At 57.5% G+C, this 13199-nt stretch carries 26 protein-coding genes; all 26 read right to left on the bottom strand.

The features are described from left to right. Nucleotides 1-97: 97 nt before the first annotated feature. Entirely contained in the window at nt 98-487 is a 390-nt protein-coding gene (gene rpsK / locus HQ945_RS21485; RefSeq protein WP_008124952.1) for a 30S ribosomal protein S11, read from the bottom strand. 130 nt (nt 488-617) lie between these two features. After that, the gene (gene rpsM / locus HQ945_RS21480) at nt 618-986 is read right to left on the bottom strand and encodes a 30S ribosomal protein S13 (protein WP_027233182.1); all 369 of its coding nucleotides are present in this window, start codon (nt 984-986) and stop codon (nt 618-620) included. A 210-nt stretch (nt 987-1196) separates the two neighbouring features. Further along, nucleotides 1197-1847 (bottom strand): adenylate kinase, encoded by a 651-nt coding sequence (locus tag HQ945_RS21475; RefSeq protein ID WP_091922980.1) that lies wholly within the window; start codon nt 1845-1847, stop codon nt 1197-1199. Next, a complete protein-coding gene (gene secY, locus HQ945_RS21470; RefSeq protein WP_027233180.1) occupies nt 1844-3184 on the bottom strand; it encodes a preprotein translocase subunit SecY in 1341 nt (446 codons plus the stop codon). The genes HQ945_RS21475 and secY overlap by 4 nt, the downstream gene beginning before the upstream one ends. A gap of 129 nt (nt 3185-3313) precedes the next feature. After that, nucleotides 3314-3790, bottom strand: a complete 477-nt coding sequence (gene rplO / locus HQ945_RS21465; protein WP_027233179.1) for a 50S ribosomal protein L15 — start codon at nt 3788-3790, stop codon at nt 3314-3316. A 16-nt stretch (nt 3791-3806) separates the two neighbouring features. Continuing rightward, nucleotides 3807-4007, bottom strand: a complete 201-nt coding sequence (gene rpmD / locus HQ945_RS21460; protein ID WP_027233178.1) for a 50S ribosomal protein L30 — start codon at nt 4005-4007, stop codon at nt 3807-3809. 65 nt (nt 4008-4072) lie between these two features. Beyond that, nucleotides 4073-4636, bottom strand: coding sequence for a 30S ribosomal protein S5 (gene rpsE / locus HQ945_RS21455; protein WP_091922984.1), 564 nt, complete (start codon nt 4634-4636; stop codon nt 4073-4075). Between the two features lie 55 nt (nt 4637-4691). Continuing rightward, entirely contained in the window at nt 4692-5054 is a 363-nt protein-coding gene (gene rplR, locus HQ945_RS21450; RefSeq protein WP_027233176.1) for a 50S ribosomal protein L18, read from the bottom strand. 12 nt (nt 5055-5066) lie between these two features. After that, complete coding sequence (gene rplF / locus HQ945_RS21445) at nt 5067-5600, bottom strand: 50S ribosomal protein L6 (protein ID WP_027233175.1); 534 nt, start codon at nt 5598-5600, stop codon at nt 5067-5069. A 40-nt stretch (nt 5601-5640) separates the two neighbouring features. After that, nucleotides 5641-6039 carry a 30S ribosomal protein S8 gene (gene rpsH, locus HQ945_RS21440; protein WP_027233174.1) on the bottom strand — a complete coding sequence of 133 codons (399 nt, stop codon included), beginning with the start codon at nt 6037-6039 and terminating at the stop codon, nt 5641-5643. Nucleotides 6040-6051: 12 nt separating this feature from the next. After that, entirely contained in the window at nt 6052-6357 is a 306-nt protein-coding gene (gene rpsN, locus HQ945_RS21435) for a 30S ribosomal protein S14 (protein ID WP_027233173.1), read from the bottom strand. 25 nt (nt 6358-6382) lie between these two features. After that, nucleotides 6383-6940 carry a 50S ribosomal protein L5 gene (gene rplE / locus HQ945_RS21430; protein WP_027233172.1) on the bottom strand — a complete coding sequence of 186 codons (558 nt, stop codon included), beginning with the start codon at nt 6938-6940 and terminating at the stop codon, nt 6383-6385. Further along, nucleotides 6933-7247, bottom strand: a complete 315-nt coding sequence (gene rplX, locus HQ945_RS21425) for a 50S ribosomal protein L24 (protein ID WP_027233171.1) — start codon at nt 7245-7247, stop codon at nt 6933-6935. Before rplX ends, rplE begins: the two co-directional genes overlap by 8 nt. Nucleotides 7248-7257: 10 nt before the next feature. Beyond that, nucleotides 7258-7626 (bottom strand): 50S ribosomal protein L14, encoded by a 369-nt coding sequence (rplN, locus tag HQ945_RS21420; RefSeq protein ID WP_027233170.1) that lies wholly within the window; start codon nt 7624-7626, stop codon nt 7258-7260. A 79-nt stretch (nt 7627-7705) separates the two neighbouring features. Beyond that, on the bottom strand, nt 7706-7948 hold the full coding sequence (rpsQ, locus tag HQ945_RS21415; RefSeq protein ID WP_027233169.1) for a 30S ribosomal protein S17: 243 nt from the start codon (nt 7946-7948) through the stop codon (nt 7706-7708). A gap of 11 nt (nt 7949-7959) precedes the next feature. After that, nucleotides 7960-8160 carry a 50S ribosomal protein L29 gene (gene rpmC, locus HQ945_RS21410; protein ID WP_113280034.1) on the bottom strand — a complete coding sequence of 67 codons (201 nt, stop codon included), beginning with the start codon at nt 8158-8160 and terminating at the stop codon, nt 7960-7962. A 12-nt stretch (nt 8161-8172) separates the two neighbouring features. Beyond that, entirely contained in the window at nt 8173-8586 is a 414-nt protein-coding gene (gene rplP / locus HQ945_RS21405) for a 50S ribosomal protein L16 (RefSeq protein ID WP_027233167.1), read from the bottom strand. A 40-nt stretch (nt 8587-8626) separates the two neighbouring features. Continuing rightward, complete coding sequence (gene rpsC / locus HQ945_RS21400; protein WP_027233166.1) at nt 8627-9334, bottom strand: 30S ribosomal protein S3; 708 nt, start codon at nt 9332-9334, stop codon at nt 8627-8629. Beyond that, entirely contained in the window at nt 9334-9723 is a 390-nt protein-coding gene (gene rplV / locus HQ945_RS21395) for a 50S ribosomal protein L22 (RefSeq protein WP_027233165.1), read from the bottom strand. The genes rpsC and rplV overlap by 1 nt, the downstream gene beginning before the upstream one ends. Before the next feature lie 2 nt (nt 9724-9725). After that, on the bottom strand, nt 9726-10004 hold the full coding sequence (gene rpsS, locus HQ945_RS21390; protein ID WP_008124912.1) for a 30S ribosomal protein S19: 279 nt from the start codon (nt 10002-10004) through the stop codon (nt 9726-9728). A gap of 15 nt (nt 10005-10019) precedes the next feature. Continuing rightward, nucleotides 10020-10853, bottom strand: coding sequence for a 50S ribosomal protein L2 (rplB, locus tag HQ945_RS21385; RefSeq protein WP_027233164.1), 834 nt, complete (start codon nt 10851-10853; stop codon nt 10020-10022). 20 nt (nt 10854-10873) lie between these two features. Then, a complete protein-coding gene (locus HQ945_RS21380; RefSeq protein ID WP_027233163.1) occupies nt 10874-11167 on the bottom strand; it encodes a 50S ribosomal protein L23 in 294 nt (97 codons plus the stop codon). Further along, a complete protein-coding gene (rplD, locus tag HQ945_RS21375) occupies nt 11164-11784 on the bottom strand; it encodes a 50S ribosomal protein L4 (RefSeq protein ID WP_091922988.1) in 621 nt (206 codons plus the stop codon). Before rplD ends, HQ945_RS21380 begins: the two co-directional genes overlap by 4 nt. Next, complete coding sequence (gene rplC / locus HQ945_RS21370) at nt 11784-12521, bottom strand: 50S ribosomal protein L3 (RefSeq protein WP_027233161.1); 738 nt, start codon at nt 12519-12521, stop codon at nt 11784-11786. Before rplC ends, rplD begins: the two co-directional genes overlap by 1 nt. Nucleotides 12522-12546: 25 nt before the next feature. Next, a complete protein-coding gene (gene rpsJ / locus HQ945_RS21365; RefSeq protein WP_008124902.1) occupies nt 12547-12855 on the bottom strand; it encodes a 30S ribosomal protein S10 in 309 nt (102 codons plus the stop codon). 63 nt (nt 12856-12918) lie between these two features. Continuing rightward, on the bottom strand, nt 12919-13199 hold a 281-nt coding region (locus HQ945_RS21360), incomplete at its 5' end, for an EF-Tu C-terminal domain-related protein (RefSeq protein ID WP_484555911.1).

Below are 13199 nucleotides of genomic sequence, written 5' to 3'. Positions count from 1 at the left end.
TCCTAGCCTTTACCACCATCCAATCGTGGCATTGAGGCGTGGAAACCGCAGAGGAGCTGGAAACCCAGTTCATGCGGTCAAAATCCTGTCGCGAAGATTAGACGCGGCGACGCTTGCGCGGACGGCAGCCATTGTGCGGGATCGGCGTTACGTCGCGGATCGACGTAATCGTGAAACCAGCAGCCTGGAGCGCGCGCAGAGCCGATTCACGGCCGGAACCAGGTCCGCACACCTCGACTTCGAGCGAACGCATGCCATGTTCCTGTGCCTTCTTGGCACAATCTTCAGCGGCCATCTGTGCAGCGAAGGGGGTCGACTTGCGCGAACCCTTGAAACCCTGTGCACCTGCGGAAGACCAAGCAATTGCATTGCCTTGTGCGTCCGTGATGGTGATCATCGTATTGTTGAATGTCGAATTGACGTGGGCAACGCCCGACGAAATATTCTTGCGCTCGCGACGGCGAACGCGCGTGGCTTCCTTGGCCATGGTAGTCCTTTCAGTTGATCTCGACGCCTCCGTATTTCCAGAGGCTCCACCGTGGTTTCATTTAAAGTGCGAAACCAACACTGCATCTGCCAAAGGCAGAGCCGGCGCGAGCAATCGCGCCGGCATGAACTTACTTCTTCTTGCCGGCGATTGCCTTGGCAGGACCCTTGCGGGTACGCGCATTGGTATGCGTGCGCTGGCCACGAACCGGCAGCGAGCGGCGATGACGCAGACCGCGGTAGCAGCCCAGATCCATCAGACGCTTGATGTTCATCGAAACTTCACGACGCAGATCACCTTCAACCTGGTAATCGCGGTCGATCGTTTCGCGAATCTGCAAAACTTCCGCATCGGTCAACTGGTTGACGCGACGCTCTGCAGGAATGCCGACTTTCTCGACGATTTCCTGAGCAAACTTTTGACCAATCCCGTGAATGTACTGAAGCGCAATTACAACGCGCTTGTTCGTCGGGATGTTGACGCCAGCGATACGTGCCACGTCTATTCTCCTTGTTGACCGGCAGAGCTGGAGTGCCAACACGGCAGCCAGATGGCGGGATGAAAACTTATATCCGGGACAAACACAAACGATCAGCCCCGAACCTGCTTTACCGGATCGGCGCCGACCGCTTCATATCCAAGCGAATTTGCGCCGTACTTGAAGGAATCGCCGCAAAAAGTCAACTCCTTCGATGAAATTATGTCAGATCTATAAATCCGACAGAATTTTTTCGATAGACGCGGTGACATCTTCCATGTCGGCCATGCCATCGACCTTCTTCAACTTGCCCTTGGCATAGTAGTAGCCAATCAATGGCGAGGTCTGCTTGTAGTATGCTTCGAGGCGCGTGCGCACCGTCTCGGCATTGTCGTCCGGCCGGCGCTTGAACTCGGTCGATCCGCACTTGTCGCAGACGCCGGCAACATGCGGCTTCTTGTTGGTGTCGTGATAACCGGTCCCGCACTTGGCGCAGGAGTATCTTCCGGAAATACGCTCGACGAGAACATTGTCGTCCACTTCAAGCTCGATCACGCAGTCCAGCTCGAGCCCCTTGGCCGCAAGCATGTCCTCAACCGCATCCGCCTGTACCAGCGTGCGCGGATAGCCGTCGAGGATGAACCCCTTGACCGCATCCGGCTGGTCGATGCGTTCGGAGACGATCGCATTGACGATCTCGTCGGAAACGAGGTTCCCGGCATCCATCACCGCTTTGGCCTTCAGGCCAACTTCCGTTCCGGCTTTCACCGCCTCGCGCAGCATGTCGCCCGTCGAGAGCTGTGGAATCCCTAGTTTTTCTACCAAGCGCTGAGACTGAGTTCCCTTACCTGCCCCCGGTGGTCCGAGAAGTATTAATCTCATCTGTTGCGTTTCCCCCCACGGAGCTTCGACTTCTTGATCAGCCCTTCATACTGATGCGCAATCAGGTGACCCTGGATCTGTGCAACCGTATCGAGCGTCACGCTCACGACAATCAACAGCGACGTACCGCCGAGATAGAAAGGAACACCCGCCCACGAAATCAGGAATTCTGGCAGCATGCAGATGATGACAAGATAGATAGCGCCAAGAACTGTAATACGCGTCAGGACGTAATCGATGTATTCAGCCGTACGCTCGCCGGGGCGAATGCCGGGAATGAAACCGGAATGCTTCTTCAACTGGTCGGCGGTGTCCTTCGGATTGAAGACGAGCGCCGTATAGAAGAAGGCAAAGAACACGATCATCGCTGCATAGAGCGCCATGTACATCGGCTGGCCATGGCCGAGCGACGACAGCACCGTCGTTGCCCATGCCGGCAGATTGTGGCTCTGCGCGAAGCCGGCGATCGTTGCAGGCAGAAGCAGCAGCGACGAGGCAAAGATCGGCGGAATGACGCCGGCCGTATTCAGCTTCAGCGGCAGATGCGACGTGTCGCCCTGGAACATGCGGTTGCCGACCTGGCGCTTCGGATACTGGATCAGCAGGCGGCGCTGTGCGCGCTCGACGAAGACGATGATGCCGATGACGGCAATCGTCAGGACGATGATCGCAAGGATAACCGTAGTCGACAGAGCGCCGGTACGGCCGAGTTCCAGCGTTCCGGAGATTGCCTGCGGCAGGTTGGCGACGATGCCCGAGAAAATGATCAGCGAAATGCCGTTACCGATGCCGCGGGCAGTGATCTGTTCGCCCAGCCACATCAGGAACATGGTGCCGCCGACGAGCGTGATGACGGTCGAGAACAGGAAGAACGGACCCGGATTGGTCACAATTCCCTGGCTGCCCTGCAGGCCGACTGCGATCGCATAGGCCTGGACCGTTGCGAGCAGCACCGTGCCGTAGCGGGTATACTGGTTGATGACCTTGCGGCCCTGCTCGCCATCCTTCTTCAGCTGCTCCAGCGCCGGTACGACTGACGTCATCAGCTGCACGATGATCGAGGCGGAAATATAAGGCATGATGCCGAGCGCAAAGATCGCCATACGGGCGACGGCACCACCGGCGAACATGTTGAACATCCCGAGGATGCCCTGTGCCTGGTGATTGAATGCCTGTGCGTAAGCGGCAAGATTGATGCCCGGCAGCGGAATGTAGGTACCGAGACGGTAGACCAGCAATGCGCCAAGAGTAAACCAAATGCGCTTCTTGAGCTCTTCAGCCTTCGAGAAAGCAGAGAAATTAAGATTTGACGCGAGCTGTTCTGCGGCTGAAGCCATTATAGTCTCCGGTCTGTGCCCGACGGGGCCTCGCCACCCGAACGGGAATCGGCGGCTCTACCCAGATATGTGCCCTTGATAAAAGGTACAAGCGGCGATCAGGGAGATCGCCGCTCGAATAGTCAGATTTTATTCTGCAGCAGCAGGGGCTGCCGGAAGCTTGACGGTACCGCCAGCCTTTTCGATCTTTTCGATCGCAGCCTTGGAGGCGCCGGCCACTTCAAGCGTTACCGCCGTCTTGATGTCACCATCGGCCAGCAGGCGAACGCCATCCTTGGCGCGGCGGATGACGCCGGCAGCCTTGAGAGCTTCGAGGGTGATCGACGCCTTCGCATCGAGCTTCTTGGCATCGATGGCAGCCTGGATACGGCCAACCGAAACGACGTTGAAGCTCTTGGCGAAGATGTTGGTGAAACCGCGCTTCGGCAAGCGGCGATAGATTGGCATCTGGCCGCCTTCGAAACCGTTGATGGCAACGCCCGAACGCGACTTCTGACCCTTCACACCGCGACCGGCAGTCTTGCCGGAACCGGAGCCGATACCGCGGCCAACGCGCTTGCGAGCCTTGGTGGCGCCTGTGTTTTCACTCAGTTCATTGAGTTTCATCTGAATATCTCCGGTATCAAGCCTCGTCCACGACGCGGACGAGATGTTGAACCTTTGCAATCATACCACGCACCGAAGGCGTATCTTCAAGCGTGCTGCGGCGATGCATCTTATTGAGGCCCAGGCCGACGAGCGTTGCGCGCTGTTCAACCGGACGGCGGATAGGGCTACCGATCTGTTCGACCGTAACCGTCTTACCCTTCTTTTTCTCAACCATGACTTTGTCCTTTGTCTACAGTGGGCGGAGCCAACGGCCCCTGCCCCGCTGCGCCAGTTCCTGGCCTATTCTTCCGAACCGACCACGTCGCGGCGGCGAGCCTGCAGTGTCGAATACTTGATACCGCGCTGTGCAGCGATGTCCTTCGGATGCATCTGATGCTTGAGGGCATCAAACGTCGCGCGAACCATGTTGTAGGGGTTCGACGAACCGAGCGACTTGGCGACAACGTCCTGAACGCCGAGCGTTTCGAAGACGGCGCGCATCGGACCACCGGCGATGATGCCGGTACCTGCCGTTGCTGCACGCAGCAGAACCTTGCCGGCGCCATGACGGCCTTCGACATCGTGATGCAGCGTACGGCCCGAACGAAGCGGTACGAAGATCATCTCACGCTTGGCGGACTCGGTTGCCTTGCGGATGGCTTCCGGCACTTCGCGTGCCTTGCCATGACCGAAGCCTACGCGGCCCTTCTGGTCGCCAACGACGACGAGAGCAGCAAAACCGAAACGCCGGCCGCCCTTGACGACCTTGGCAACACGGTTGATATGGACCAGCTTGTCAACGAATTCGCTATCGCGCTCTTCGTTGCGGCCGCGATCTTCGCGGCTTCTCTTTTCCTGTGCCATGCTCCTAATTCCTTTTTCTTTTCCGGTAGCACGAATGGTTTTTTAAAGTCTGCCCTTAGAAGCTAAGGCCAGCTTCGCGAGCAGCTTCGGCAAGCGCCTTCACGCGGCCGTGGTAAATATAGGCGCCACGGTCGAAGACGACTTCCTTGATGCCAGCCTTGACGGCGCGCTCGGCGACGAGCTTGCCGATGAGGGCTGCTGCATCCGAATCTGCACCGGTCTTCAGCTTGCCCTTGAGGTCAGCTTCGAGGGTAGATGCGGATGCAATCGTATGTCCACGCGCGTCGTCGATGACCTGCGCATAGATATTCTTTGAAGAACGGTGGACGCTGAGCCGCGGACGGTCACCGGCAACCGCCTTGAGCTGGCGGCGAACACGCGCAGCGCGACGCTGAATGATTTCTTTCGGCGATGCCATGACACGAATTCCTTACTTCTTCTTGCCTTCTTTGCGAACGATCTTCTCGCCCGCGTACTTGACGCCCTTGCCCTTATAGGGTTCCGGACCACGATATTCGCGGATCTCGGCAGCGACCTGGCCGACCTGCTGCTTGTCGATACCGGTCACGACGATTTCCGTCGGCTTCGGTACGGCAACAGTGATGCCGGCTGGCACTTCGTAGACCACTTCATGACTGAAGCCGAGCGACAGCTGCAGGTTCTTGCCCTGCATTGCCGCACGATAGCCGACGCCGCTGATCTCGAGACGCTTTTCGAAGCCGTCCTTAACACCCGTGAAGATGTTGACGACCATCGTGCGGCTCATGCCCCACTTCGAGCGTGCGAGCTTCGTATTGTCACGAGGATTGACGCTTACCGCGCCATCCTCAAACTTGACCACAATGTCGTCATTGGCGACGAAGGAGAGTTCCCCCTTCGGGCCCTTGGCCTTGATGGTCTGGCCGTCTACGCTGGCTGTTACGCCCTGCGGGACTGCCACGGGTTTTTTACCGATACGAGACATTTTTCAACCTGTCCGTTTCTTCCTGTTTACAGCCCACGCATTAGAATATGCGGCAGAGCAACTCGCCACCAACATTCTGTTCACGTGCCTCGTGATCCGCCATCACGCCCTTCGGCGTCGACAGGATCGAAATACCAAGGCCGTTTGCAACCTGCGGGATCGACTTGACCGAAACGTAAACGCGACGGCCGGGCTTCGAAATACGGGTAATCTCGCGAATTACCGGTACGTTCTCAAAATACTTCAGCTCGATTTCGATCTCGGACTTGCCGTTTTCGAAATCAACCTGGCTGTATCCGCGGATATAGCCTTCGGACTGAAGAACATCCAGAACGCGGGCGCGAAGCTTGGAGGCAGGGGTCGAAACCTTGCCCTTCTTGCGCATCGTCGCGTTACGGATGCGCGTCAGCATATCGCCGAGAGGATCATTTACAGACATCTGTTTGCTCCCTTACCAGCTCGACTTCACGACGCCGGGCACCTGGCCGGACGAACCCAGCTGGCGCAATGCGATACGCGACATTTTAAGCTTGCGGTAGTAACCGCGCGGACGGCCCGAAACTTCGCAACGATTGCGGATACGGACCTTGGTGGAATTGCGTGGCAGTTCTGCCAGCTGAATGGTGGCGCGGAAGCGCTCATCCAGCGGCAGCGACTGGTTCATCACGATAGCCTTCAGGCGCGCGCGCTTTGCAGCGAAACGCTTCACCAGAAGACCACGGCGCTTGTTCTTTTCGACTGCGCTCGTCTTAGCCATTTCTAATACCTCGCTACGCTTGCCGTTACTGCCGGAAGGGGAAGTTGAAGGCGCGCAGCAATGCGCGTGCTTCATCATCCGTCTTTGCAGTCGTACAAACGATGATGTCCATGCCCCAGATCTGATCAACCTTGTCGTAGTTGATTTCCGGGAACACAATGTGCTCCTTGATGCCCATGGCGAAATTGCCACGACCGTCAAAGCTCTTTGGATTCAGACCGCGGAAATCTCGAACGCGCGGCAGCGCGATCGTGATCAGGCGATCCAGGAATTCATACATGCGCTCTTTGCGAAGGGTGACCTTCGTTCCGATCGGCATATTCTCACGAACCTTGAAGGTAGCGATCGAATTGCGCGCACGCGTAATAACCGGCTTCTGACCGGCAATCAATGCCAGATCTTCAGCTGCGACAGTTGGCTTCTTGGAGTCAGCAGTAGCTTCACCAACGCCCATGTTGAGAACAACCTTGGTGATGCGCGGGATCTGCATCTCGTTGTCATATTTGAACTGCTCGAGAAGAGCCTTGCGTACCACGTCCTGGTACTGCTTCTTCAAGCGGGGTTCGATTTTTGCATCAGCCATCGATCAGATCTCCTGAACGCTTTGCTACACGTACCTTCTTGCCGTCTTCGAGGACCTTGAAGCCAACACGGGTTGGCTTGCCATCCTTGGGGTCGGCGATCGCGAGGTTCGACAGATGGAGCGGCGCTTCTTTCGAAATGATGCCGGCTTCCTGGTTCTGTGTCTGCTTCTGGTGACGCTTGACAACATTGACGCCGCGAACGAGCGCCTGCTCATCCTTCGGCAAAACTTTGATTACTTCGCCGGTACGGCCCTTGTCCTTACCAGCCAGAACGACAACGCGGTCGCCTTTACGGATTTTCTGCATCGTCTGCTCCTTACAAAACTTCTGGAGCCAGCGAGATGATCTTCATGTGGCTTTTTGCGCGAAGTTCGCGCGGAACCGGTCCGAAGATACGTGTGCCGATAGGCTCTTTCTTGTTGTCGATCAAAACGGCTGCGTTCTTGTCGAAACGAATAACGCTACCGTCCGGGCGGCGGATGTCCTTGGCAGTGCGAACAACCACTGCCTTCATCACGTCACCTTTTTTAACGCGGCCGCGCGGAATTGCTTCCTTGATCGATACGACAATGATGTCGCCGACCGAAGCATATTTCCGCTTCGAACCGCCCAGCACCTTGATGCACATGACACGACGTGCGCCGGAATTATCCGCCACGTCGAGGTTTGTTTGCATCTGAATCATGACTAGCCGCCTTCTTCTTGTTCAACCGGACTGGGCTTTCCTTGCCCCTCGCGATTGTTGCGTACTTACATACAGATAATTAGCTCGCCGGGGCGTCCGTTACGACAACCCAACGCTTGTCTTTCGAAATCGGCTTGGATTCCTCGATGGAAACCGCGTCGCCGACCTTGAACTGGTTATTCTCGTCATGCGCCTTGTACTTCTTCGACTGGCGCACAGTCTTCTGGAGGAGCGGGTGCGAATAGCGCCGCTCGACCTTGACCACAACGGTCTTGTCGTTTTTGTCGCTCACGACAACGCCCTGCAGAATGCGTTTAGGCATGGTTTTCTTCCTTAAGCCTTGCTCTCGGCCGCTTTCTGGCGGGCGACAGTCTTGATGCGCGCAATATCACGGCGGATCTGCCGGACGCGAGCGGTTTTTTCCAACTGGCCGGTTGCCTTCTGGAAGCGCAGGTTGAACTGCTCTTTCTTCAGGGAACCCAATTCTTCATTCAACTGATCGAGGCTCATCGCCCGGACTTCTGCGGATTTCATAACATCCACCCCTTATTCTGCGATGCGCTGAATAAAGCGCGTCTTGACCGAAAGCTTGGCCGCGCCGAGACGCAGTGCCTCACGGGCAAGCTCTTCCGAAACGCCGTCGAGCTCGAACATGACGCGGCCTGGTGCGACGCGGGCTGCCCAATAATCGACCGAACCCTTGCCCTTACCCATACGGACTTCGGTAGGCTTCGATGTGACCGGAACATCCGGGAATACCCGGATCCAAACACGACCGGCACGCTTCATGTGACGGGTAATTGCACGGCGAGCGGCTTCGATCTCACGCGCCGTAACGCGGTTCGGCTCGAGGGCCTTCAGGCCGAAAGCACCAAAATTAAGATCCGTACCGCCCTTCGACGCGCCGTGGATACGGCCCTTGAACTGCTTGCGGAACTTTGTGCGCTTAGGCTGCAGCATTGTTCTCTACTCCAAAATTCACGATCCGGAAAGACGCTAATTAAGCGTTTTCGCGGCGACGGTTCGAACCCTGATGGCTATCACCCTCGACAGCACGGCGCTCGGAAGCCATGGGATCGTGCTCAAGGATTTCGCCCTTGAAGACCCAGACCTTGACGCCGCAAATGCCATAAGCAGTGTGAGCTTCAGCAGTTCCGTAATCGATATCGGCACGAAGGGTGTGCAAAGGCACGCGGCCTTCACGGTACCATTCCATACGCGCAATTTCCGCGCCGCCGAGGCGACCCGAGCAATTGATACGAATGCCTTCAGCACCAAGACGCATGGCCGACTGAACGGCGCGCTTCATGGCACGGCGGAATGCAACGCGGCGCTCGAGCTGCTGAGCGATCGACTGGGCAACGAGCGTTGCGTCAGTCTCCGGCTTGCGGACTTCGACGATATTGAGCGCGGCATCGGCATTGGTCATTTCTGACAGCTTGCGACGCAGCTTCTCGATATCGGCGCCCTTCTTGCCGATGATCAGGCCCGGACGGGCGGCATGGATCGTCACGCGGCACTTCTTGTGCGGACGCTCGATCACAACCTTGGAGATCGCAGCCTGCTTCAGTTCGTCCATCAGATACTTGCGGATCTTCAGGTCTTCATGCAGCAGCTTGCCGTATTCACCCGTATTCGCATACCAACGCGAATCCCAGGTCCGATTGATACCGAGGCGGAAGCCAACCGGATTAATCTTCTGGCCCATTATGCGGCCTCCCCTTTTTCCTGTGCTTCGCGAACGACGATCGTCAGATGCGAGAACGGCTTCTCGATCCGGCTTGCACGACCGCGACCACGAACATGGAAGCGCTTCATCACGATTGACTTGCCTACATAGGCTTCGGCAACAACCAGAGCATCAACATCCAGGTCATGGTTGTTTTCCGCGTTGGCGATAGCCGATTCGAGAGTCTTTTTCACCGTGCCTGCAATCCGCTTGCGCGAAAATTCCAGATCGGCAAGAGCGGCATTGACCTTCTTGCCGCGGATCATTGCAGCCACCAGATTAAGCTTCTGAGGGCTGATGCGGAGCGTGCGGGCAACGGCTTTCGCCTCGTTGTCCTTAAGCTGGCGCGGAGCCTTAGCCTTGCCCATCGTTATTTCCTCTTCGCCTTCTTGTCCGCGCCGTGACCGTAGTAGGTCCGCGTCGGAGCGAATTCACCAAACTTGTGTCCGATCATCTCTTCGTTGACCGAAACGGGAACATGCTTGTTACCGTTGTAGACGCCGAACGTCAGACCGACGAACTGCGGCAGGATCGTGGAGCGACGGCTCCAGATCTTGATAACTTCGCTGCGACCGCCCTCACGTACCTTCTCAGCCTTCTTGAGAAGATAGCCATCGATGAACGGGCCTTTCCAAACTGAACGAGCCATTTCAGACTACCTCTCTTACTTCTTGCGCTGATGACGCGAACGAGCGATGAACTTGTCCGTCGACTTGTTGGAGCGCGTCTTCTTGCCCTTCGTGGGCTTGCCCCACGGAGAAACAGGATGACGACCACCGGACGTACGACCTTCACCACCACCGTGCGGGTGATCGACCGGGTTCATGGCGACGCCGCGAACGTGCGGGCGCTTGCCCAGCCAGCGGCTGCGACCTGCCTTGCCGAGGCTGATATTGCCATGGTCCGGGTTCGAAACCGCACCGACCGTTGCAAAGCACGAGCCGTGAACGAGGCGCTGTTCACCCGAGTTCAGGCGAAGGATCGCCATGCCCTGGTCGCGGCCGACGAGCTGTGCATAGGTGCCAGCCGAACGGGCGATCTGGCCACCCTTGCCCGGCTTCATCTCCACATTGTGGATGATGGTGCCGACCGGGATTGCCGACAGGGGCATTGCATTGCCCGGCTTGACGTCGGTCTGTGCACCGGCGATGACGCTGTCGCCAACGGCCAGGCGCTGCGGCGCCAGGATGTAGCTCAGCTCGCCATCTTCGTAACGGATGAGCGCGATGAATGCGGTCCGGTTCGGATCGTATTCAAGCCGTTCAACCTTGGCAGCGACGTCATGCTTGCGACGCTTGAAGTCGACGAAGCGATAGGTGCGCTTGTGCCCGCCACCCTGGTAGCGTGCAGTGACGCGACCCGTGTTGTTGCGACCACCCTTCGATACGAGACCTTCGGTCAGAGCCTTCACAGGCTTGCCCTTGTAGAGCTCCGAACGGTCCACGATCACCAGCTGACGCTGGCTTGGTGTGGTTGGATTATAATTCTTGAGTGCCATTGTCTTTACTCCACGGCCCCTCAGAGACCAGTCGAAACATCGATCGACTGCCCTTCGGCGAGCGTCACGACTGCTTTCTTGACATCACTCTGGCGCCCGACGATGCCGCGGAACCGCTTCACCTTGCCTTTGCGCACAGCTGTATTGACTGCAGTGACCTTCACGCGGAACAGCGCTTCGACTGCGGCCTTGATTTCCGGCTTCGTTGCCTTGCGGGCTACGTTGAAGACGACCTGGTTGTTTTCAGAAACAAGGGTCGACTTCTCGGTGATGACCGGGCTGACGATCACGTCGTAATGGCGAAGATCAGTCATTTGAAACGCTCCTCGAGAGCTTCAACCGCTGCCTTGGAAAGCACGAGCTTGCCGCGGCGCAGGATGTCGTAAACATTGATGCCCTGGATCGGCAGGACGTCGATGTTCGGAATGTTCGAAGCAGCGCGACGGAAATTCGCATCGATCTCGGCACCGCCGATGAGAAGCGCATTTTCGAGGCCAAGCTTGGCGAACTGCGAAACAAGAACCTTGGTCTTGCCTTCGGCTGCGGCCAGGTCATCGACGATGATCAGGTCGGAAGCCTTGACCTTGGCAGACAGGGCATGACGAAGCGCAAGGGCGCGGACCTTCTTCGGCAGGGCATGTTCGTGGCTGTGAACAACCGGACCATGAGCCTTGCCGCCGCCGCGGAACTGCGGTGCACGTGCCGAATGGTGACGGGCGCGGCCCGTACCCTTCTGCTTGTACATCTTGGCGCCGGTGCGTGCGATTTCCGAACGGCCCTTTGCCTTGTGCGTTCCCTGCTGCTTCTTGGCGAGCTGGTAACGGACCATGCGCTGAAGGATGTCGTCGCGCGGTTCAAGGCCGAAAATCTCCTCGGAGAGTTCCACCTTGCCGGCTTCCTTGCCTTCAAGTGTTGTAATCGAAAGGTCCATTATTCGGCTCCCTCAGTTGTCTGCGCCACTTCTGCATCAGACACAGCGGCTGTCGCGTTTGCTGCCTGGCGGAGACCAGCCGGCTTCGGAGCGTTGTCCGGCAGCGCTACCTTGACGGCATCGCGTACCAGGATCCAAGCACCCTTCGAACCCGGAACCGCACCACGAACCAGAATGAGCCCGCGATCGAGATCGGTCGAAACGACTTCGATATTCTGCGTCGTCACGCGGGTCTGACCCATGTGACCGGCCATCTTCTTGCCCTTGAACACCTTGCCCGGATCCTGGCGCTGACCAGTTGAACCGTGTGCGCGGTGGGTAACGGAGTTACCATGCGAAGCGCGGTGACCGCCGAAGTTGTGCCGCTTCATCGAACCGGCAAAACCCTTGCCGATCGAAGTACCGGTCACGTCGACCTTCTGGCCGGCGACGTAATGCTCCGCAGTGATCTCGACGCCGACATCAAGAAGATTATCGGCAGAGACGCGGAACTCCGCGACCTTGGCCTTCGGCTCGACCGAGGCAGTCGCGAAATGGCCGCGCAGGCCCTTCGTCGTATTCTTAACCTTGGCCAGACCAACACCGAGCTGAACGGCCGTGTAGCCATTCTTCTCGACTGTACGCTGAGCCACAACCTGACAATTCTCCATCCGGAGTACTGTCACCGGCACATGCTCACCTGCGTCGTTATAGACGCGAGTCATGCCCAGCTTCTGTGCAATTACACCTGAACGCATCGGTTCGTCCTTCCGTCCTCAAGCCTTACAGCTTGATCTCGACATCAACACCAGCGGAGAGATCGAGCTTCATCAGCGCGTCTACGGTCTGTGGCGTTGGGTCTACGATATCGAGAAGACGCTTATGAGTGCGCATCTCGAACTGTTCGCGGCTCTTCTTGTCGATGTGCGGCGACCGGTTAACAGTGAACTTCTCGATCCGTGTAGGAAGCGGGATCGGTCCGCGCACGTTGGCACCGGTACGCTTGGCAGTCGACACGATTTCCCGCGTCGAATCGTCAAGGATCCGATGATCAAACGCCTTGAGGCGAATGCGGATGTTTTGACCGTTCATTTCATCTTTTCCTTGTTTAGCGGAGACGCCATGTAACAGGCGCCTCTGCATAAAACCTTAATTTTACTCGATAATCGAAGAAACAATCCCTGCACCAACGGTGCGGCCGCCTTCACGGATAGCGAAGCGGAGCTTCTCTTCCATGGCGATCGGCACGATCAGCGTCACATCGACTGCGATGTTGTCGCCGGGCATGACCATTTCCGTGCCTTCCGGTAGCGTCACAACACCCGTCACGTCGGTCGTGCGGAAGTAGAACTGCGGACGGTAGTTGGAGAAGAACGGCGTATGACGGCCACCTTCGTCCTTGGTCAGGATATAGGCTTCCGCCTTGAACTTGGTGT

Origin of the sequence: Phyllobacterium pellucidum (assembly GCF_013327855.1) — a bacterium.
GTDB lineage: Bacteria > Pseudomonadota > Alphaproteobacteria > Rhizobiales > Rhizobiaceae > Phyllobacterium > Phyllobacterium pellucidum.
This window is presented reverse-complemented; position numbering and strand designations above follow the sequence as displayed.